Here is a 20,168-nt window from a genome sequence, read left to right on the forward strand (position 1 = left end):
CCTCGGGGGCCCAGCGGGCGGTGTCGGTGGCGGAGAAGCCGAGGCGGCCCTTGTTCAGGACGAGCCACGGGTGTCCGGTCTGGTGCCCTTCGAGCTCCGCGTAGCCGAGGTCGGCGAGGCGCGCGGCGGAGACGGCGGTGTGACCGAGGCGGGCGTCGGCGGCCAGGGTGGCGCTCAGCTCGCGGATGAGGTGGCCGAGGGTGGCGCCGTCGAGTGCGAGCAGGCGGCGGGCGCGGACCAGGAAGCGGAGCGGGTCCCCGAACGGCAGGCTCCCGGCGTCCGCGGCGGCCCCGCCCCCGGCTCCGTGCTCGCGGATCTCGATCGTGTCGGGGTGCACGCGCCAGCTGCCGTACGCGCCGCGCACCGCCCGGAACGCGAGCGTCGCTCCGTCGTCGAGCACGAGGGCGTGCAGGTCGCCGGGGGGCTGCGGGACCGGCTCGATGATCTCCTCGTACGCGAACTCGCCGAGCATCTTGGCGAGCAGGCGGCGGGCTGCCAGGTCCCAGGTGCCCGGTTCCAGCTCGGGCGGGGCGAGCAGCGGGAGCGAGTCCTCGAAGTCATGGGCGTCGGCGGGCTTCGGCACGGGGACTCCTCGGGGTGGACCCCAGTCGGGGCGAGCGGTGTATGAGAAGGAGCGGGTGGTTCACAGCAGGTTTCGCAGGGCGCGGTCGCGGACCATGAGCGCGGCCCGCTTGTCGGGGAGGTCGAGTTCCGCGGAGAAGCGGAAGCCGGCTCCGAGGAAGGCGGAGACGGAGGGGGCGTTGCGGATGTCGGGTTCGGCGACGACGCGTGCGCAGGCGGGGCGGTTGTCGAGTGCGAGGTCGGCGACGGCCCGCAGGAGGGTCGTGCCGAGGCCGCGGCCGCGGTCGGCGACGCCGCCGACGAGGAGGTGGATGCCGGTGTCGTGCGGGCGGGCCGGATAGTGGCGGGCCAGCGGGTCGAGGTCGGCGCGGTAGATCTCCCAGTAGCTCATGGGCACGCCGGACAGTACGCCGAGACAGGGTGCGCTGCGGCCGTCACCGTCGAGCTGGGGGCGCAGATGGGCGGCGGTGACGTCCTCCGGTCCCGCCAGATCCCAGAACGCGGCGACGGCCGGATCGTTCATCCACCGGCTGATGAGCGGCAGGTCCCGTTCGATGCGTACGGGCACGAGCTGGAACGGGCCGGCTTCGGTGGGGACGGGGCCCCAGCCGGCGGGGGCGTCGAGGAGGCCGCCGGCGGCGGGCCCGGGGGCGGCCACCGGCGTGTCGTCACCGAACAGCGCGATGAGCTCGTCGGTCAGCCGCAGGTCGAGGGTGTCCTCGGTGCTGGATCCGGCGCGGGGAGCGGAGTCGGTTCCTGCGTCGGTGCTCGCATCGGTGGGAGGCACGGCGACGCTCCTCTCAGCAGTTCGGTCGGGGCATGTTCCTTCAGGTGCGAAGGGGGTTGGCGATGGTGACGTACACGGACTGGGTGTCCACGGGGCCTTCGAGCTCGTCGAGACCGTGCAGACGGGTCAGCAGGTTGGCCTTGCAGCGGAGGGTGGGAGTCTCCAGGAGCTGGGCGGGCAGCGGGGAGCCGAGTGCGGTGCTCTTGCTCAGGAACTGGCGCAAGGCGGCGATCAGCACGCGTTCGTCGGCGAGCCGTTCGGCGCCGAACGCTCCGATGAGGCCGAGGACGTTGTTGATGCCGAGGTAGTACGCGAAGCGTTCGTCGGTGACGGCGTCGGGGACGAAGGTGTCGCTGGTGGTGCCGATGCCGGGGAGGCGGCGTTCGAGCCGGTCCCGGTGGCTTTCGCGGAAGTAGTAGCCCTGGTTGTCGCGGTAGCGGCCGCCGACGGGCCAGCCGTCGGGGTCGAGCAGCACCAGGGTGTTCTGCTGGTGCGCCTCCAGTGCGACCCCCGCCGTGCCGTCCAGCCAGAGCACCGGGCGTACGACGTGGTCGAGGTAGCGCAGGAACCACTCGGCGGCGACGGCTCCGGTGGGCCGGCCGGTCCGGGCGGCGAGGCGGGCGACGACGTCCGCGAGGCGGGAGTGCATGCCGGTGCGGCCCGGCCAGGGGCGCGGGGCGGTGAGTCCGGCGATGCAGACGGCGTCGTCGGAGGGGCCGAACGGGTTGTGGCGCAGCAGGGCGTCGAGTCCGGGCACCGGTTCGCCGTCCTCGGTGTCGACGGCGAGCCAGGCCGGGTCCCGGACGATGTCGAAGCCGGGGTGGGCGGACTGCCATTCCTCGGCCAGCCCGGCGCGCAGGAGGCGGTGGACCTCGACGCCGCGGTGGAGCTCCTTGCGGAGGTTCTCGCGGCGGGAGTTGGTGATGCGTACGCCGAGCGAGAGCTTGAGCATGACGGGGGCGCCGGGGCGGTGCACGGTCCGGACGGAGGAGGTGGGGTGCCAGGGGGCGCCGTGCGGGCCGAGGTCGTGGAGGAGTCCTCGCTCCAGGAGCGCCGCGACGGCGGGCCGGTGCCGGAGCTCGCGGGCCTGCCACGGGTGGAGCGGCAGCGGGACCGTGCGGTCGGGCAGGCGCAGACCCTCGGCGAGCCGGACGGCGAGCTGCTCGGCGGGTACGGCGCGGCCGCGCTCGGTCCAGGCGGAGTCCTCGGCCAGTACGGACCGGTCGACGGCCATCCAGTGGAGCGGGAAGGAGCCGTGCAGCTCCGGCGAGTACAGCAGCGCTTCGGCGTCGGAGAGTCCTTCGCGGCTCTTGGGGGTGGGGTGCAGCGGATGCCCGAGGAGCAGCGACTGTTCGGCGCTGAGGAACAGGTCCGCCTCTTCGGCGGGACCGGGGTGCGCGCGGCGCTCGGCGATGAACCGGGTGGTGCGCCGGACGGAGTCGGCGACCCGGCCGACCAGGTCCGCGCCTTCGCGCCGGCCCGCCTCACGGCAGAGGAGGGCCGCGACCGTGACGGCGTCGGCGGGCGGCGCCCCCTTCGGGCCGCCCTCCAGGGACGGCATGCCGAAGCGGTGCCATCCGCCGGCCGACCAGTAGCGGACGGGGACCAGCAGGGCCGTTCCGCTGGCGTCGAGCGGGATGCGGAGGATCGGCCCCGAGGGCTCGGGGAAGTCCTTCTCCCGGATCCAGCACCTCAGGAGGTTCTCCACGGCCGCCGCCTCCGCGGCCGTGTGCGGGTCGGGGTGGTCGAGCAGGTCCTGCGCGGCGGCCGCGTCCGGACCCGCCGGCTGCGGGCGCCCGGCCGTGCGCTGCTCCTCGTGGGGGCTGCCCTTCTGCCGGGGCACCTTGGCCTCGTCGAGCGCGAGGGGGCGGTGCGCGGCGTCCTGTCCTCGGTCGTGGGCGCCGGGACGGTCGTCGGCCTCGGACGCGTCGGATGCGGGGGTGGGGTTCACGGGGGTCTTCCTTGGGACGAGGTCCGGAGTCAGTTCGAAAGCCCGGTCTGGTGCCGGCGGTACGCGGAGCGTTCGGCGGCCGACAGGGCGTCGGCCAGGCGGTCGAGGACCGCCGTGGCCTGTTCATCGGTGAGAGTGAGAGGAGGCAGCAGACGGACGACGCTCGAGTGGCGCCCGCCGAGCTCGACGATCAGCCCGCGCTCCAGGCACTCCTGCTGGACGGCGGCGGCCAGTGCGGGCGCCGCCGGGGGGACTCCGGTGGACGTGCGGTCTTCGTCCTCCCGGCCCGTCCGGCGGCCCGTTTCGTCCTCCCGGCCCGTCCGGCGGCCCGTGCCGTCGGGGTCCGCCTCGGGGTCGACGAGTTCGACGCCGATCATCAGGCCCCGGCCGCGTACGTCCCCGATGCAGGGGTGGTCGGCGGCGAGCCCTTGCAGCCGGCCCGTCATGCGAGCGCCGAGCACGGCGGCCCGCTCCGCGAGCCGGTTCTCGCGCACGTAGGCCAGGGTGGCGGCGCCTGCCGCCATGGCGAGCTGGTTGCCCCGGAACGTACCGGCGTGCGCGCCCGGCTCCCAGGCGTCGAGGTCGTCCCGGTAGACCACCACGGCCAGCGGGAGGCTGCCGCCGATCGCCTTGGACATGACCATCACGTCGGGCACGATGCCGCTGTGCTCGACCGCCCAGAAGGTGCCGGTCCTGCCGACTCCGGTCTGCACCTCGTCGGCGATCAGCGGAATGGAGCGGTCCGCCGTGATCCGGCGCATCCGGCGCATCCAGTCGTCCGGAGCGGGGATCACGCCTCCCTCGCCCTGCACCGGTTCGAGGATCATCCCGGCCGGGGTCGTCACGCCGCTCTTGGGGTCGTCGAGGAGGTTCTCCGTCCAGCGGGCGGAGAGTTCGGCGCCGCGTTCGCCGCCCGCGCCGAAGGGGCACCGGTAGTCGTACGGGTAGGGCAGGCGCGTCACCCGTACGTCCTGCGCGCCGCCGGAGGCGTCGAGGGCCCCTGCCGTCATGCCGTGGTACGCCCCGGTGAAGGCCAGCAGCCCACTGCGGCCGGTGGCGGTGCGGACGAGCTTGAGCGCGGCCTCGACCGCGTCCGTGCCCGCCGGGCCGCAGAACTGCACCCGGGCGTGGTCGGCGAGCTCGCGGGGCAGCGTCTCGAACAGCTCGGTGGTGAACGCGTCCTTGACGGGCGTCGCGAGGTCCAGCACGTGGAGCGGCGCACCCGAGTCGAGAACCTTCTTGACCGCTTCCAGCACCACCGGGTGGTTGTGACCGAGCGCCAGCGTCCCGGCGCCCGAGAGGCAGTCGAGATAGCGCCGCCCGTCCGCCCCCTCGATCGTCAGCCCCCGCGCGCGTACGGGCACGATGGGAAGCGACCGCGCGTACGTGCGGGCGGAGGACTCGCGCAGCGACTGGCGCCGCAGGATCCCCTCGTGAGCAGCGGTCAGCACCGCAGCGGCTGGTTCGGTCACGGCCACGTCTGTTGGTCCTCCCGCGGTGAAGCCTGCGTCGCGCGCACTGGTCTGTATGTCCGTGCCCGTCCGGGCCGGACGTCGACCCTGCGTCCCCCGTACGTACCAACGACAGTGGCGCCGGAGGATCACGGGCAATAAGAAGATCCTTACGTCTGGGGAACCGTGCCCCTGCCGCGCGCCGTCCCCATCGGCACCGGCATAGTGGGGACCGCGCTCCGGCCCGGCGCCCCGCCGCCGGGGTGCGCGACACGTGCGCAGTTCGCAGAGTTCACATCAGTTCGCTGAAGAAGATTTCGAAGTCCCAGGGGGATCACGACATGCGACCCATTCGCCCGACCAGCGCAGCACGTGGCGGGAGGAGCGCGCGTCGCCGAACCTCCCCCGTCCTCGCGGCTGTCGGCCTCGCCGCTGCCCTCGCCCTGACCGCCACCGCCTGCGGTCCGAGCGAGGACAACGCGGGCGGCGAGCCGAGCGCTCCCGCGGGCCAGGTCACCGGTGGGACCGACGGCAAGATCGTCATCCCCGACGATCTGAAGGACCGTCTGAAGGAACACGGCGTCGACCTGGACCAGTGGAAGGGCGGCGCGTGGAAGGACTGGAGCCGGGACGACTGGCTCCGCGAGGCCGAGGACTACATCAACCCGATCATCGAGGACCTCTGGGACGCGGACCGCATGCGGGAAGCCGAGGAGCCCGACCGGCCGGTGGACAACGACATCTCCGGTGACGAGGGGGTCACCGACCCGACGCCCGCGCCGGTCCAGGCACAGCCCGTGAAGTCGCCGTACACCGGCAGCACCCCCGAGGCGGGCAAGCTCTTCTTCGACGGTCCCGAGGGGGCGATGGTCTGCTCCGCGACCGTCGTCAAGGACCCGGCGCACCCCGGCAAGTCCAACATGGTGTGGACGGCCGGCCACTGCGTGCACGCCGGTAAGAAGGGCGGCTGGTACCGCAACATCGCCTTCGTCCCGTCGTACAACGACACCGGCAGGTCGGCGGCGGAGCTCGACGGCGCGCCCAAGAACGAGAAGGAGATCGCTCCGCACGGTGTGTGGTGGGGCGACTGGGCGCAGACGTCCTCGCAGTGGATCGCCCAGGGCGGCCCGACCGGCGGCGAAGGCGCTCCGTACGACTTCGCGGTGCTGCACGTCACCCCGGAGAAGGGCAACCGCAAGTCCCTGGAGGAGACGGTCGGTTCGGCCCTTGCGGTGGAGTTCGACGCGCCCGCCGCGCCCAGCATCGCGAGCATGACGGCGACGGGTTACCCGGCCGCTCCGCCGTTCGACGGCCAGAAGCAGTTCCAGTGCGCGGACAAGCCGGGGCGCCTGTCGATCCGGGCCGGCGAGCCGACGATGTACCGCATCGGCTGCACCATGACCGGTGGTTCCTCCGGCGGCGGCTGGGCTGCCACGGGCCGGGACGGACAGCCGGCGCTGGTCTCCAACACCTCGATCGGCCCGGTGACGGCCGGCTGGCTGGCCGGTCCGCGCCTGGGCAAGGAGGCCAAGGACATCTTCGACACGGTGAGCGGGAAGTTCGCCGACAAGTAGCGAGGCGGCGGGCGACCGCGGTCAGGGCCCTCGGCGTACGCGCCGGGGGCCTTCCCCGTGCCGCCGTTCACCACCGGACCGACGGCCCGAAGGCCGCCCCCTCGTGGTGAGGGGGCGGCCTTCGGGTCTGCGCTGTTCCGGTACGGACCGCTCCGGAGCGGGCCGCTGATCAGTGAGCGGCCGGCACGTACGGCGCCAGGTCCGCCGCCAGCTCCTCGTGCACCCGCACCTTGATCAGCGTGCCGTCACCGGTGTGCTCCTCGGAGAGCACCTCGCCGTCGGCGTGCGCGCGCGAGATCAGCCCGCCGTGCGTGTACGGCACGAGCGCCTCGATCTCGACCGCGGGCCGGGGCAGCTCGGCGTCGATCAGCGCCAGCAGCTCCGCCATGCCCGCGCCCGTACGGGCCGACACGGCGATCGCGTGACGCTCGATGCGCAGCAGCCGCTGGAGTACGACCGGGTCCGCGGCGTCCGCCTTGTTGATCACCACGATCTCGGGCACGTCCACCGCGCCGACGTCGCGGATCACTTCGCGTACGGCCGCGAGCTGCTCCTCCGGCGCCGGGTGCGCGCCGTCCACCACGTGCAGGATCAGGTCGGAGTCGCCGACCTCCTCCATGGTGGAGCGGAACGCCTCGACCAGGTGGTGCGGCAGGTGCCGCACGAACCCGACCGTGTCGGCGAGGGTGTAGACCCGCCCGGTCGGCGTCTCCGCCCGGCGCACGGTCGGGTCGAGGGTGGCGAACAGCGCGTTCTCCACCAGCACGCCCGCGCCCGTGAGGCGGTTGAGCAGCGAGGACTTTCCGGCGTTGGTGTAGCCGGCGATCGCGACCGAGGGCACCTTGTTGCGCTTGCGCTCCTGGCGCTTGATGTCGCGGCCGGTCTTCATCTCCGCGATCTCCCGGCGCATCTTCGCCATCTTCTCGCGGATCCGTCGCCGGTCGGTCTCGATCTTGGTCTCACCGGGACCACGGGTGGCCATACCGCCGCCACCGCCGGCTCCGGCACCGCCCATCTGCCGGGACAGCGACTGACCCCAGCCGCGCAGCCGGGGCAGCATGTACTGCATCTGCGCGAGCGCGACCTGCGCCTTGCCCTCCCGGGACTTGGCGTGCTGGGCGAAGATGTCGAGGATCAGGGCGGTGCGGTCGACCACCTTGACCTTGACTACGTCCTCGAGGTGGATGAGCTGGCCGGGGCTGAGCTCACCGTCGCAGACGACGGTGTCGGCCCCGGTCTCGATCACGATGTCACGCAGCTCGATCGCCTTGCCCGAGCCGATGTACGTGGCCGGGTCGGGCTTGTCGCGGCGCTGGACGACGCCGTCGAGCACCAGGGCTCCCGCGGTCTCCGCGAGGGCCGCCAGCTCCGCCAGCGAGTTCTCGGCGTCGAGCACGGTGCCCGAGGTCCACACACCGACCAGCACCACGCGCTCCAGGCGCAGCTGCCGGTACTCGACTTCGGTTACGTCTTCGAGCTCGGTGGAGAGGCCGGCCACACGTCGCAGCGCGGCGCGGTCGGAGCGCTCGAACTGGTCGCCGTCCCGCTCTCCGTCGACTTCGTAGCTCCAGGCGACGTCCTCTTCCATCAGGGCATCGGCCCGAAGGCTCTCGGTCACGTTCTCCGTGAAGCTCTGTGCGTCCTGGGAAGCGGAAGAAGAGGAGGTCATTGGATCCTTACGTCGAAAGAAATCAGGTTACGCCGGTCACAACGCGTGACGTGGCCGGAAGATTCCCGCGGAGTGCGGAGATCCCCGGCCCGGCAGCGCCGCGGGCCCGTTGATAGTGGCACGCCGCGCACCGGGCCGTCACTCCGGTTTATGCCCGCTTCCCGCACCCCTCGCACCTGCCGCCGCCCTGCCGCCGCCGCGCAGGCCGCCGCCCCGGCCCTACCGCCGCGCCGTACCGGCTTGGGCCGACGTCTTGGCCGCCTCGGTGCGCCAGTCCGGGTGCCCGGGCATCGGCGGCGTCTTCTTCCCGTACAGCCACTCCTTGAAGAAGGCGGTCAGGTCCCGGCCCGCGACCTCCGACGCCAGGTTCGTGAAGTCGGCTGTCGTCGCGCTGGCGTCGCGGTGGTCACGGACCCAGCGGCGCTCCAGCTGACCGAAGGCCTCCTTGCCGATCTCCTGGCGCAGCGCGTACAGCACCAGGGCGCTGCCGTCGTAGACGACCGGCCTGAAGATGCTGATCTTCTTGCCCGGCGCGGGACCGCGGGGAGCGGCGGGCGGCCCGCCCTGGGCCCGCATGGCGTCCGACTGCGCGTACGCCTGGCGCATCCTCGCCTCCAGCGGACGCTTGGCGTGGTCCTCGGCGTACCGGGCCTCGTACCAGGTGGCGTGCCCTTCGTTGAGCCACAGGTCGGACCAGGTGCGCGGCGAGACGCTGTTGCCGAACCACTGGTGCGCCAGCTCGTGCACCATGATCGACTCGACGTACCAGGCGGGCAGGTCGGAACGGGTGAACAGGGACCGCTCGAAGAGCGACAGCGTCTGGGTCTCCAGCTCGAAGCCGGTCTCGGCGTCGGCGACGAGCAGCCCGTACGCCTCCAGCGGGTAGCGGCCGATCTGCCGCTCCATCCACTCCAGCTGCGCCGGTGTCTTCTTCAGCCACGGTTCGAGCCGCGTCCGGTCGGCGGTGGGCACGACGTCGCGTACGGGAAGGCCGTTCGGCCCGTTCCTGCGCACGACGGTCGACCGGCCGAGCGACACCTGGGCGAGCTCGGTCGCCATGGGGTGGCGGGTCCGGTACGTCCAGGTGGCGCCGCCCGCGGCCTTCCCGGCCTCTCCCACGGGCAGTCCGTTGGCGACTGCCGTGACGCCTCGGGGAGCGGTGACGCGGAACGTGAAGAGCGCCTTGTCGGCGGGGTGGTCGTTGCACGGGAACACCCGGTGCGCCGCGTCGGCCTGGTTCGCCATGGCCAGTCCGTCGCGCGTGCGCACCCAGCCCCCGTCCGGGCCCTCCTTGGGCTGGGGGTCGCTGGTGTGCCGGACGGTGATGCGCAGCGGCCACCCCTCGTGGACCGGCGCGCCGGGGGTGACGATCAGGTCCTCCCCCGCCGTCTCGAACGCCGCTCGCTCGCCGTTCACCTCGACCGACGCGACGGCGCCGCGCGAGAAGTCCAGGTTGACGCGGTCGAGCCGCTCCGTGGCCACCGCGTCGATCTTCGTGACGGCGTCCAGGGGCTTGCTGTTGCTTCCGGAGTACGTGAAGGAGATGTCGTACGCGCGCACGTCGTATCCGGGGTTCCCCAGGTGCGGGAACAGCGGATCGCCGATGCCGAGCGCCACCGGTGGGGCGGGGGCGGGCACGGTCGCGGCGACGAGGGTGGCCGCTGCGGCGGCCAGCAGGGCGGCACGCAGGCGCCTGGAGGTGATCAGCATGGCCTACCGCTATCAGCGCCGTAAGGGGCCGCCGTGACGGCACGCGTGGTTCCCACTCGAAAGAGCGGCGCGTTCGATCAGGCGGAGGCCCGGCCGGGCCGGCCGGTGTCCGGGCGGGTCGTCGCCCGCCCGGCGGCGCCGGCCGCGTCAGGCCGTGGCGGGACGCTGGGCGCGGCTCACGTCGTACACGCCGGGCACTTCGCGCATCGCGCGCATCAGCGCGGGCAGCTGCGCGGCGTCGGGGAGCCGGAGCGTGTACGTGTGCCGTACGCGCTGCTCGCTCGGCGGTTCGACGGTGGCCGAGACGACCGCCGCGCCCGCGGTGGCGATGGCCTCCGTGAGGTCCGCGAGGAGCCGCGGGCGGCCGAACGACTCGGCGACCAGCGTGACCTTGCAGCCGCCGGTGTCCAGCCAGCGCACGCCGACCGGCTCCCTCCCGCGCGACCGCATCCGTCCCACCGCCGGGCACTCCTCGCGGTGCACGGTGACCGCGCCGCCGCGCACCGCGAAGCCCGTGACGGCGTCCGGCGGTACGGGCGTGCAGCAGCCGGCGAGCCGTACGGTCGCGTCCGGCAGGTCCACGACGGCGTTGCCGGCGATGCGGCGCACCAGCGTGCCCACGCCGGAGGCCCGGCCGCCCGCTCCCCCGTGCGGCCGCGGCTCCGGCGGCCGGCCGGTGGCTCCCGCCGGGGCGGGCACCTCGGTCTGCGGGTGGGCGGAGAGCCAGCCGGTGATCGCGATGCGCGCGGCGGGCGTACGGGCGTGGTCGAGCCACTCGGGCAGGGGGCCGGAGCCGATGTCGTGGGCGAGGAGGGGCTGGACCGTGTCACCGTCGCTCAGCACCGTACTGAGCGTCGCCAGGCGGCCGTTGACCCGTGCGCCGATGCACCGGTGCGCCGCCTCGCCGTACTGCGCGTACGCGGCGTCCACGCAGCTGGCGCCGGCCGGCAGGCCCAGCGTGCCGCCGTCGGAGCGGAAGACGGTGATCTCCCGGTCCTCGGCGAGGTCCGCGCGCAGGGACGTCCAGAAGGTGTCGGGGTCCGGCGTGGACTGCTGCCACTCCAGCAGCCGCGAGAGCCAGCCGGGCCGGGTGGGGTCGGCGCGCACCCCGTCGTCGGCCGTCTCGGCGTCGTCGGTCGGTGCGTACGGGTTGCCCAGGGCGACGACGCCCGCCTCCGCCACCTTGTGCATCTGGTGCGTGCGGATGAGGATTTCGGCCACCTCGCCGTCCGGGCTGACGACGGCCGTGTGCAGTGACTGGTAGAGGTTGAACTTGGGCGCCGCGATGAAGTCCTTGAACTCGGAGACGACCGGCGTGAAGCAGGTGTGCAGTTCGCCGAGCACGCCGTAGCAGTCGGCGTCCTCCCCGACGAGGACTAGGAGCCGTCCGAAGTCCGTGCCGCGCAGTTCGCCACGTTTCAGCCTGACCCGGTGGACGGAGACGAAGTGGCGTGGCCGGACTAGGACTTCGGCGGACAGGCCGGCTTCCCGCAGCACCTTCCTGACCTCTTCGGCGATGACGTTCAGGGGGTCGCCCGTGCCGGCGTCCGCCGCGATGAGCGCGCGGGTGCGCTCGTACTCCTCGGGGTGGAGGATCGCGAAGACCAGGTCCTCCAGCTCGCTCTTGAGGGCCTGTACGCCGAGCCGTTCGGCGAGCGGGATCAGCACGTCGCGGGTGACGCGGGCGATCCGGGCCTGCTTCTCGGGGCGCATCACGGTGAGGGTGCGCATGTTGTGCAGCCGGTCGGCGAGCTTGATCGACATGACCCGGACGTCGTTGCCGGTGGCGACGAGCATCTTGCGGAACGTCTCGGGCTCGGCGGCCGCGCCGTAGTCGACCTTCTCCAGCTTGGTCACGCCGTCGACGAGGAAACAGACCTCTTCGCCGAACTCCGACCGGACCTGATCGAGCGTCACGTCGGTGTCCTCGACGGTGTCGTGCAGGAGCGCCGCCGTCAACGTGGTGGTCTCGGCACCGAGTTCGGCGAGGATCAGTGTCACGGCCAGCGGATGGGTGATGTACGGCTCGCCGCTCTTGCGCATCTGCCCGCGGTGCGACGACTCGGCCAGGACGTACGCCCGGTGCAGGATGCTTAGGTCCGCGTCGGGGTGGTGGGCGCGGTGGGCGTCCGCGACGTGGCCGATCGCGTCGGGCAGCCGGTCGCGCGACGTGGGACCGAGCAGGGCGACCCGGCCGATCCTGCGGAGATCGAGCCTGGTGCGGCCACGCCTGCGACTGGTGGCGCCTGGATTGGCGGCCTCTGCACTCATGGGCACCTCCGGCAGCGTCGACCGGCGGTGGACGGGTGGACCCGCGTCCCGGCCGGTGCTTGATGCTACCGAGCCCACCACGCCCCGCAGTCCCGCTCTCGCTCAGCGTGAACCGGATCACCCATTCGAGCGAAGCTGCGGGTGGTGCCCGTTTCCTGCTGGTCGTAGGGCCGTGGGGCTGGTGCCTACGGGTGCCCGGCGAGCCGGCCGGCGTCGAAGACTCCCTCGGCGAGGATCACCGCGGGCCCGGTCATCTCGACGGCCCCGTCGGGCCGCTCGGTGATCACCAGGCGGCCGCCGGGGAGGTCCACGGCGTACGCCACGGGCTCACCGGTGACGGCGGGGTCGGCGCCGTCCCTGCGGGCCGCGGCGACGGCCACGGCGCAGGCTCCCGTGCCGCAGGAGCGGGTCTCGCCCGAGCCGCGCTCGTGCACGCGCATGGCGACGTGGCGCGGGCCGCGGTCGACGACGAACTCGACGTTGACACCGTCGGGGTACGCGGCGGCGGGGCTGAAGGGCGGGGCGGTGTGCAGATTCCCGGCGTGGCCCAGGTCGTCGACGAAGGCGACGGCGTGCGGGTTGCCCATGTTCACGTTGCGGGCGGGCCACGAGCGGTCGCCCACGGAGACCGTGACCTCGCCCTCGGGCAGGACTGCCCGGCCCATGGAGACGGTGATGTCACCGGCCTCGCCGTCGGCTCCGGCCTTGGCGATGTGCACCTGCTTGACGCCGCCGCGGGTGGCGACGGCCAGGTCGCCCTCGCCGACCAGGCCGGCGCGCTGGAGGTAGCGGGCGAAGACGCGCACGCCGTTGCCGCACATCTCCGCGACCGAGCCGTCCGCGTTGCGGTAGTCCATGAACCACTCGGCCGCCTCGGCCATCGACCGGGCGTCGGGGTGCGCGGCGGACCGCACGACGTGCAGCACGCCGTCGCCGCCGATCCCGGCCCTGCGGTCGCAGAGTGCCGCGACGAGGGAGGCGGGCAGGTCGACGGCGTTGTCCGGGTCGGGGACGATCACGAAGTCGTTCTCGGTCCCGTGGCCCTTGAGGAAGGCGATCTGCGTGCTCACGGCGTCCATCGTACGGGCCGGGTACGACAGCCGGTCAGCGGAGGCGGGCCACGCGCCAGACGGCCAGGGCGACGAGGCCGGCGCCCACGACGACGTACAGCGCGATCATCCGCCAGTCCGGGCGTTTGCCCGACTCCCGGGACGGCAGGCCGGGCCAGGTGTGTCCCACGCGGCGGGCGGCCATCATGCCCCAGCCGGCGGCGCAGCAGCTGATCAGCAGTCCCAGCATGGCGACGACCGCTCCGCCGTCGCCGAACTCGAAGGCCAGGGGGAAGGCGAACATCAGGGAACCCATGGCGGCGAGTCCCACGATCGGCGCGAGCTGCCAGATCCGCAGGCGTCGCTGCGGGCGCAGCTCGACCTCGACCTCGGGGCCCGTGGCACTTCCGGGCGCCCCGTCCTGCTCGTCGGGCCCGTCGGGGCTCAACCGGTCCGGTTCGTCCTGCGTCGTGTCACGAGGGCCGGCTTCCATCGCCACGCGCCCTCCCAACTTGGACTCACTGGTCGATCGAAGCTTGATGATGGCACGGGCCCGGGCACCGGAATGACGGGCGGAGCGTCCCGATGCCATCACGTGATCAGGCTGTGACCGCTCGTTCGACCAACGCCAGAGCACGACGCGGGAGTTCCGCCCGGTCGTCGGCGGCGCCGCTGAGCCAGTGCACCCGGGGGTCCCGGCGGAACCAGGAGTCCTGGCGGCGCGCGAAGCGTTTGGTGGCGCGCACGGTCTCGGCGCGCGCCTCCTCCTCGGTGCACTCCCCCGCCAGCGCGGCCAGCACCTGCTGGTACCCCAGGGCTCGGGCCGCCGTGCGCCCCTCCCTGAGCCCCCGCGCCTCCAGGGCGCGCACCTCGTCCACGAGGCCCGCTTCCCACATCCGGTCGACCCGTACGGCGATGCGCTCGTCGAGCTCGGGGCGGGCCACGTCGACCCCGATCTGAACGGTGTCGTAGACGGAGTCGGGGCCGGGCAGATTGGCCGTGAACGGCTTCCCGGTGATTTCGATCACTTCGAGGGCGCGGACGATGCGCCGGCCGTTGCTCGGCAGGATCGCGCGCCCCGCGCCGGGGTCGGCGGCGGCGAGCCGGGCGTGCAGGGCTCCGGGGCCGCGCAGTTCCAGTTCCTCCTCCAGGCGGGCCCGTACGGCCGGGTCCGTGCCGGGGAATTCCAGCGCGTCGATGGCGCCGCGCACGTACAGCCCCGAGCCGCCGACGAGGACGGGCGTACGGCCCACGGCGAGCAGCCGGTCGATCTCCGCGCGGGCGAGCCGCTGGTACTCCGCGACGCTCGCCGCCTCGGTCACGTCCCAGATGTCGAGGAGGTGGTGCGGGACGCCGCCGCGCTCCTCGGGCGTCAGCTTGGCGGTGCCGATGTCCATCCCCCGGTAGAGCTGCATGGAGTCGGCGTTGACGACTTCCCCGTCGAAATGCCGGGCGAGGGTGACGCCCAGATCGGACTTTCCGGCTGCCGTGGGGCCGACAACGGCGATGACCCGCGGTGCGGGAGCTGCAGTTCTCACTCGCACAGTCTCGCAAACCCCACGCCCCCTCCCCGAACGAGTTACGTGACGGCACGCGGCCGGGTTCGTTGCCTGTTGCGAGGTTCCGGCCGCCGGTTCACGGACCGGTGCCCCCGGGCGGTGCGATGAGACGCTCCGGCCGGGCGCGGGATTTCGCCCACACGAGTAAGGTATGGAGCAGATATGGGCGTTTTTGCACGGTTTAGCCGCAAGTCCAAGGGAGCCGCTGAGGCGTCAACCGAGGAGGCGAAGGCCGCCACCGGTACGGCCGACACTCCGGAGGAGACCGCCGCGCAGGAGCCGGAAGGCGGGACCGAGAAGGCCGCCGAGGCTTCCGACGCCGGTGCCGCGGAGAACGTGGAGATTCCCAAGCAGCAGTCCGCGGACGAAGCGGCGGACAACGGGGCCGGAGAGAGCGCCCGCCAGTAGTCCCCCGACGAAGCGAAGGTGTTCCATGGGCTTCCTGGATTCGTTGAAGGCCAAGCTTGCTCCTGCGAAGGACAAGGTCTCGGACCTCGCTCAGCAGCACGAGGGCAAGATCGAGCATGGTCTGGACAAGGCCGCCAAGGCGGTCGACACCAAGACCAAGGGCAAGTACAGCAGTCGGATCGAGTCGGGCACGGGCAAGGCCAAGCATGCCCTGGACCGCATCGCGCACAAGGACGACGGGCCCGGCGGAACCGGAGGCACCGGCACCATGCCGCCGCCTCCCCCTCCGGCGGTCTGACCGGCCTTCCGATCAGCGGCAACGGTGGACGGCCGTGGAGCGCTCCTTGCTCCACGGCCGTCCCCGTGCGTGCGGCGTGCCCGCGCGACGGGCGGGCACGGCCCCCTCAGGACCAGACCGCGACGAAGTAACCGACGCCGTAGGGGTCGTCCTCGTACAGCAGTTGCCCCTGGAGGCCGGCGCCCTCGGCGGCGCCCGCGAGGACCTGCCAGGGCGCTCGCCCCGCTGCCTTCAGTTCGTACGCCAGATTGCCGTCCAGGGCCGCCAGAGCGGCCGTGTCGGCCGTGCCCAGGGCCCGCGCCGTCGCGGCGTCGAACCCCTCGGCCCTTTCGTCCAGGTAGCCGGGCGCCTTGAGCGTCCGGCAGGCGCTGCCGTCGCCGAGCACGAGGAGGGCGACGCGCTCCGCCCGTGCGGCGAGCGTCCGGCCCTCCCGCGCGCACTCCTCACCGGCCAGCCGCTCCCCGACGCGCAGACCCTCCACCCGGGCGTCCGACCACCGCGCGCGGGAGAGCAGCCAGGCCCCCACCGCGAGCGACGGGGGAAGCTCGTGGCCGGCGGCGCTTCCCGGGACGCCCGGTCGCGGCGTTTCGGCCGTTCCGAGGAACGTCGCGAAATCCACCCCGAAGCCCTCGAAGCTCCCCCTGGCGCCCTGGGCGTACGTCGCCGTGCCGTCCTGTTCCGCGGAACCGACCACGACGAGCAGGTCGGGCCGGGAGGCCGCGAGTACGCCCACCGCGTCCGCGCACGCGTCCCGCGCGGCGGCGAGTTCCGGTGCGGCCCCCGAGGCGACCTCGGGGACCAGGAGCGGCGGACAGGGGCACACTGCGGCGGCGACAAGCATGCCCGGCAGCCTAGTGCCCCGGCGGAATCGGACTCCGGGGCCGCTGCCGGGCACCTACCCGTGGCGCGTGGCCGTTACTGGACGGAGCAGCCGCCCGTGACCGCGGGAAGCGGCTCCGGCACGCCGATCTTCGGCAGGCCCAGGAGCACCCCGGCGCCCTGCTTCGGCTCCGCCGTGCGCTTCTCCCAGGCGTCGCCCGCGCGCGTGCGGCGTACGGCCTTGGAGGGGCCCTCGGCCAGCAGGTGGTGCGGTGCGGCGTAGGTGATCTCGACCGTCACGACATCGCCGGGGCGCACGTCCTCGTCCGGCTTGGTGAAGTGGACGAGCCGGTTGTCGGGGGCGCGTCCGGAGAGGCGGTGCGTGGCGCCGTCCTTGCGGCCCTCGCCCTCGGCGACCATGACGTCCACGGTGCGGCCGACCTGCTTCTTGTTCTCCTCCCAGGAGATCTCCTCCTGGAGGGCGACCAGGCGCATGTACCGCTCCTGGACGACCTCCTTGGGGATCTGGTCCTCCATGGTGGCGGCCGGCGTACCGGGGCGCTTGGAGTACTGGAAGGTGAAGGCCTGCGCGAAGCGCGCCTCGCGGACCGTGTGCATGGTCTGCTCGAAGTCCTCCTCGGTCTCTCCGGGGAAGCCCACGATGATGTCGGTGGAGATGGCGGCGTGCGGCATCGCGGCGCGCACCTTGTCGATGATGCCGAGGAAGCGCTCCTGGCGGTACGAGCGGCGCATCGCCTTGAGGACGGTGTCCGAGCCGGACTGGAGCGGCATGTGCAGCTGCGGCATGACGTTCGGCGTCTCGGCCATCGCGGCGATCACGTCGTCCGTGAAGTCGCGCGGGTGCGGCGAGGTGAAGCGCACGCGCTCCAGGCCCTCGATCTTCCCGCAGGCACGCAGCAGCTTGGAGAACGCCTCGCGGTCACCGATGTCGGAGCCGTACGCGTTGACGTTCTGGCCGAGCAGCGTGATCTCGGAGACCCCCTCGGAGACCAGTGCCTCGATCTCGGCGAGGATGTCGCCGGTCCTGCGGTCCTTCTCCTTGCCGCGCAGCGCCGGGACGATGCAGAAGGTGCAGGTGTTGTTGCACCCGACGGAGATGGACACCCAGGCGGCGTACGCGCTCTCGCGCCGGGTCGGCAGCGTGCTGGGGAACGCCTCCAGCGACTCCGCGATCTCGACCTGCGCCTCCTCCTGGACGCGGGCGCGCTCCAGCAGGACGGGCAGCTTGCCGATGTTGTGCGTGCCGAAGACCACGTCGACCCAGGGGGCCTTCTTGACGATGGTGTCGCGGTCCTTCTGCGCGAGGCAGCCGCCGACGGCGATCTGCATGCCCGGCCGCTTCGTCTTCATCGGGGCGAGCCTGCCGAGGTTGCCGTACAGCTTGTTGTCGGCGTTCTCCCGCACCGCGCAGGTGTTGAAGACGACGACGTCGGCGTCCCCGTCGGCGCCCTCCGGCGCGCGTACGTATCCCGCGCCCTCCAAGAGGCCCGAGAGCCGCTCGGAGTCGTGGACGTTCATCTGGCACCCGTAAGTGCGCACCTCGTATGTCTTCTCGCTCATCTCGTAGACCAGGGTACGGGCCCCGGCACCCCCTGGTCTCCGAGGGGAGTGAACTGGCAGGATCGCGCGCATGCTCCACGCTCTCCCCCGCTTCAGCCGCCGCCGCGCCCTCCAGGGGTCCCTCGCCGCACTCCTGGTGACCGGACTGCTGCTGTGGTGGCTGCTGCCGATCGGGGAGTCCTCGCCGCGCGGGAAGGTCACGTTCAGTACCGGCGTGACCACCGGCGTCTACCAGCGCTACGGCGAGCTCCTGGACAAGGAGGTAGCCCGCGACCTCCCCGGCGTCGCCATGGAGCTGCGGTCCAGCGAGGGCTCCCGGCAGAACCTGGCGCGCCTGGTGAACGGGGAGGCCGATTTCACGATCGCCACGGCCGACGCGGTGGCGCAGTACTTCCGCGACGGCCTGCCCGAGGGGTACCGGCTGCGGGGCTGCGCCCGGCTGTACGACGACTACGTGCAGCTCGTCGTGCCGAAGCGTTCCACGGTGCGCTCCGCGGCCGATCTGCGGAACAAGCGGGTGGCGGTCGGCCAGGACGGCTCGGGAGTACGACTGGTGTCGAACCAATTGCTCGAGGCCGCGGGGCTCGATCCCGAGCGGGACATCACTCCGGTGTCCATCGGCATCGACACCATGCCCCGGCGCCTGGAGAAGGGCACGATCGACGCCTTCTTCTGGTCCGGCGGCCTGCCCACCGCCGCGGTCAGGGACCTGTCGAAGCGCTTCGACATCCGGCTCGTACCCCTGGGCGATCTGGTCGACGAGCTGCACGCGGAGGCCGGCCCCTCCCGCTACTACCGGTCCGCCGTGATGCCCGCCGACGCGTACCGGGAGGCGCAGGACGGGAAGGCCGTGCCGACGGTGGCGGTGGCCAACCTGCTCGTCACGACGGACACCGTGGACGCGAGGCTGACCGAGGGGCTCACCCGTACGGTGATAGGGAGCCGGGACAGCATCGGCAGGAAGGTGCACGCCGCGCAGTTGGTGGATCTGCGGACCGCCATCTACACCGATCCGCTGGAGCTGCACGAGGGCGCGCAGCGCTACTACCGGTCGGTCAAGCCGTAGGGCCCGTGCGCGGGACCGTGAGGGTCACGCGCAGTCCCCGGGGCTCGTTGCGGGCGTACGACATGGTGCCGCCGCCCGGCAGGAGCAGCGCGCGCGAGATGGACAGGCCGAGGCCCGAGCCGCTGACGTTCTGATGACGGTTGCTGCGCCAGAACCGGTCACCGACGCGTTCGAGTTCGTCGTCGGTCAGGCCCGGGCCTCCGTCGGCGACCGTGATCGTGCAGGTCTCGCCGTTCGGCACGACCTCGACCGTGACGTCCTCTCCGCCCGGCGTGAACTTCAGGGCGTTGTCGATCACCGCGTCCAGGGCGCTGGAGAACGCCACCGGGTCGCCCCAGGCGGTGACGGCCGCCGGACCCTCCCGCGTGAGGTGCACGCCCTTGTCGTCCGCCAAGGGGCGCCAGGCGGCGACCCGCTCGGTGACCAGGTCGCCGATGTCGATGAGCTGGAGGTGCGTGGTGGCCTGCTCGGCGAGCGCCAGGCCGAGGAGGCTGTCGAGGACCTGGGCCAGGCGCTTGCCCTCGGTCCGCACGGAGGCGATCTCCTCGTTGCCCTCGGGCAGTTCGAGCGAGAGGAGCTCGATCCGCAGCAGAAGGGCCGCCAGGGGGTTGCGCAGTTGGTGGGAGGCGTCCGCGACGAAGGCGCGCTGCTGCTCCAGCACTTCCTCGACGTTGTCCGCCATCTCGTTGAACGAGCGCGCGAGCCGCCTGAGTTCGGGCGGACCGCCGGCCGCCGCCACCCGCGAGTTCATCAGACCCGTCGCGATGTCGTGCGTGACCGCGTCCAGGACGCGTACGGGCCTGAGCACCCACCCGGTCAGCCGGAACGCGGCGCCCACCGCCACCAGCATCGCCGCGAACTCCCCCGCCGCGATGACCAGCCAGCCCCGCAGGATCCGTGAGCGCATCGGGCCGGTCGGCGAATCGGTGACGACCACCGCGACCACGTCGCCGTCCCGTACGACCGGGGAGGCGACCACGAGACGGCCCTCCTGCCACGGCCACACCTGGGGCGGGTCGTGACTGCGGCGCTTGTAGAGCGCTTCCTCGAAGGCTTCCAGGCCCTCGCCGCTCTCGGGAACGGCCCAGCCCTCCGGTGCGCTCGCCATCGCCCACTGGTCGCGGTAGAAGACGCCCGCCTTGATCCCGTACACGGCGTAGTAGCTGGCGAGTTCGGCCTCCAGCGTCCTGCGGCGTTCGTCGTGGCCGCTCTCGGTGCGTTCGGTGACGAACTGGGCGAGCGCCGCGAAGCGCGCCGTGTCGTCGATCCGGTCGACGACCACCCGCTGCTGCTGCGCCGCGGCGACGCTCACCGCGAGAGGGAAGCCCAGCGCGAGCAGGATGCCCGCGAGCAGGACGAGGAGGAGCGGGAGGAGGCGGGTGCGCACGTTCGG

Annotated in this window: 17 protein-coding genes; 4 read left to right on the forward strand and 13 right to left on the reverse strand. The window is 72.7% G+C overall.

From position 1 onward, the window contains the following. From E2E34_RS04760 to E2E34_RS04775, 4 genes are all read right to left on the reverse strand, one after another. The coding region (locus E2E34_RS04760) for an IucA/IucC family protein (protein ID WP_279637873.1) at positions 1-583 on the reverse strand (583 nt) is incomplete at its 3' end. A 60-nt stretch (positions 584-643) separates the two neighbouring features. Beyond that, positions 644-1,369 (reverse strand): GNAT family N-acetyltransferase, encoded by a 726-nt coding sequence (locus E2E34_RS04765; protein ID WP_138900638.1) that lies wholly within the window; start codon positions 1,367-1,369, stop codon positions 644-646. A 40-nt stretch (positions 1,370-1,409) separates the two neighbouring features. Continuing rightward, the gene (locus E2E34_RS04770) at positions 1,410-3,320 is read right to left on the reverse strand and encodes an IucA/IucC family protein (RefSeq protein ID WP_138900639.1); all 1,911 of its coding nucleotides are present in this window, start codon (positions 3,318-3,320) and stop codon (positions 1,410-1,412) included. A 29-nt stretch (positions 3,321-3,349) separates the two neighbouring features. After that, positions 3,350-4,798, reverse strand: a complete 1,449-nt coding sequence (locus E2E34_RS04775) for a diaminobutyrate--2-oxoglutarate transaminase family protein (protein ID WP_138900640.1) — start codon at positions 4,796-4,798, stop codon at positions 3,350-3,352. Between the two features lie 314 nt (positions 4,799-5,112). On the opposite strand from E2E34_RS04775, the gene E2E34_RS04780 reads away from it, so the two are divergent. Next, a complete protein-coding gene (locus tag E2E34_RS04780) occupies positions 5,113-6,345 on the forward strand; it encodes a trypsin-like serine peptidase (protein ID WP_138900641.1) in 1,233 nt (410 codons plus the stop codon). 169 nt (positions 6,346-6,514) lie between these two features. On the opposite strand, the gene hflX is transcribed toward E2E34_RS04780, so the two are convergent. The 6 genes from hflX to miaA all read right to left on the reverse strand — a co-directional run bounded on the left by hflX (position 6,515) and on the right by miaA (position 14,582). Further along, on the reverse strand, positions 6,515-8,014 hold the full coding sequence (gene hflX, locus E2E34_RS04785) for a GTPase HflX (RefSeq protein WP_138900642.1): 1,500 nt from the start codon (positions 8,012-8,014) through the stop codon (positions 6,515-6,517). A 219-nt stretch (positions 8,015-8,233) separates the two neighbouring features. Then, the gene (locus E2E34_RS04790; RefSeq protein ID WP_138900643.1) at positions 8,234-9,724 is read right to left on the reverse strand and encodes a M1 family metallopeptidase; all 1,491 of its coding nucleotides are present in this window, start codon (positions 9,722-9,724) and stop codon (positions 8,234-8,236) included. Between the two features lie 147 nt (positions 9,725-9,871). Further along, complete coding sequence (locus E2E34_RS04795) at positions 9,872-11,995, reverse strand: RelA/SpoT family protein (protein ID WP_138900644.1); 2,124 nt, start codon at positions 11,993-11,995, stop codon at positions 9,872-9,874. A gap of 185 nt (positions 11,996-12,180) precedes the next feature. Next, positions 12,181-13,065, reverse strand: a complete 885-nt coding sequence (dapF, locus tag E2E34_RS04800; RefSeq protein ID WP_138900645.1) for a diaminopimelate epimerase — start codon at positions 13,063-13,065, stop codon at positions 12,181-12,183. Positions 13,066-13,099: 34 nt separating this feature from the next. Next, positions 13,100-13,537 carry a hypothetical protein gene (locus tag E2E34_RS04805; protein ID WP_138900668.1) on the reverse strand — a complete coding sequence of 146 codons (438 nt, stop codon included), beginning with the start codon at positions 13,535-13,537 and terminating at the stop codon, positions 13,100-13,102. A gap of 106 nt (positions 13,538-13,643) precedes the next feature. Beyond that, entirely contained in the window at positions 13,644-14,582 is a 939-nt protein-coding gene (miaA, locus tag E2E34_RS04810) for a tRNA (adenosine(37)-N6)-dimethylallyltransferase MiaA (RefSeq protein ID WP_138900646.1), read from the reverse strand. A gap of 183 nt (positions 14,583-14,765) precedes the next feature. Here miaA and E2E34_RS04815 point away from each other — a divergent pair, with 183 nt between their 5' ends. Both E2E34_RS04815 and E2E34_RS04820 read left to right on the forward strand, forming a co-directional pair. After that, positions 14,766-15,011, forward strand: coding sequence for a hypothetical protein (locus E2E34_RS04815; protein ID WP_138900647.1), 246 nt, complete (start codon positions 14,766-14,768; stop codon positions 15,009-15,011). 25 nt (positions 15,012-15,036) lie between these two features. Further along, positions 15,037-15,309, forward strand: coding sequence for an antitoxin (locus E2E34_RS04820; RefSeq protein ID WP_138900648.1), 273 nt, complete (start codon positions 15,037-15,039; stop codon positions 15,307-15,309). A gap of 106 nt (positions 15,310-15,415) precedes the next feature. On the opposite strand, the gene E2E34_RS04825 is transcribed toward E2E34_RS04820, so the two are convergent. Together E2E34_RS04825 and miaB are read right to left on the reverse strand one after the other, a co-directional pair. Continuing rightward, positions 15,416-16,150 (reverse strand): class III extradiol dioxygenase subunit B-like domain-containing protein, encoded by a 735-nt coding sequence (locus E2E34_RS04825; protein ID WP_138900649.1) that lies wholly within the window; start codon positions 16,148-16,150, stop codon positions 15,416-15,418. A gap of 74 nt (positions 16,151-16,224) precedes the next feature. Next, a complete protein-coding gene (gene miaB, locus E2E34_RS04830; protein WP_138900650.1) occupies positions 16,225-17,709 on the reverse strand; it encodes a tRNA (N6-isopentenyl adenosine(37)-C2)-methylthiotransferase MiaB in 1,485 nt (494 codons plus the stop codon). A 70-nt stretch (positions 17,710-17,779) separates the two neighbouring features. Between miaB and E2E34_RS04835 the strand changes: the two genes are divergently transcribed. Next, on the forward strand, positions 17,780-18,775 hold the full coding sequence (locus tag E2E34_RS04835; RefSeq protein WP_138900651.1) for a TAXI family TRAP transporter solute-binding subunit: 996 nt from the start codon (positions 17,780-17,782) through the stop codon (positions 18,773-18,775). Here the strand turns inward: E2E34_RS04835 and E2E34_RS04840 are convergent. Next, positions 18,765-20,162, reverse strand: coding sequence for a sensor histidine kinase (locus E2E34_RS04840; protein ID WP_138900652.1), 1,398 nt, complete (start codon positions 20,160-20,162; stop codon positions 18,765-18,767). The two genes, E2E34_RS04835 and E2E34_RS04840, sit on opposite strands and share 11 nt — an antisense overlap. Positions 20,163-20,168 lie beyond the last annotated feature (6 nt).

Origin of the sequence: Streptomyces albidochromogenes, assembly GCF_005981925.1 — a bacterium.
Lineage (GTDB): Bacteria > Actinomycetota > Actinomycetes > Streptomycetales > Streptomycetaceae > Streptomyces > Streptomyces albidochromogenes.

Bases quoted from the DNA above. Each gene is read 5' to 3' on its own strand.
- E2E34_RS04780 (WP_138900641.1), top strand. From the start codon at position 5,113: ATGCGACCCATTCGCCCGACCAGCGCAGCACGTGGCGGGAGGAGCGCG.
- hflX (WP_138900642.1), bottom strand. From the start codon at position 8,014: ATGACCTCCTCTTCTTCCGCTTCCCAGGACGCACAGAGCTTCACGGAG.
- E2E34_RS04790 (WP_138900643.1), bottom strand. From the start codon at position 9,724: ATGCTGATCACCTCCAGGCGCCTGCGTGCCGCCCTGCTGGCCGCCGCA.
- E2E34_RS04795 (WP_138900644.1), bottom strand. From the start codon at position 11,995: ATGAGTGCAGAGGCCGCCAATCCAGGCGCCACCAGTCGCAGGCGTGGC.
- E2E34_RS04805 (WP_138900668.1), bottom strand. From the start codon at position 13,537: ATGGAAGCCGGCCCTCGTGACACGACGCAGGACGAACCGGACCGGTTG.
- E2E34_RS04815 (WP_138900647.1), top strand. From the start codon at position 14,766: ATGGGCGTTTTTGCACGGTTTAGCCGCAAGTCCAAGGGAGCCGCTGAG.
- E2E34_RS04820 (WP_138900648.1), top strand. From the start codon at position 15,037: ATGGGCTTCCTGGATTCGTTGAAGGCCAAGCTTGCTCCTGCGAAGGAC.
- E2E34_RS04825 (WP_138900649.1), bottom strand. From the start codon at position 16,150: ATGCTTGTCGCCGCCGCAGTGTGCCCCTGTCCGCCGCTCCTGGTCCCC.
- miaB (WP_138900650.1), bottom strand. From the start codon at position 17,709: ATGAGCGAGAAGACATACGAGGTGCGCACTTACGGGTGCCAGATGAAC.
- E2E34_RS04835 (WP_138900651.1), top strand. From the start codon at position 17,780: ATGCTCCACGCTCTCCCCCGCTTCAGCCGCCGCCGCGCCCTCCAGGGG.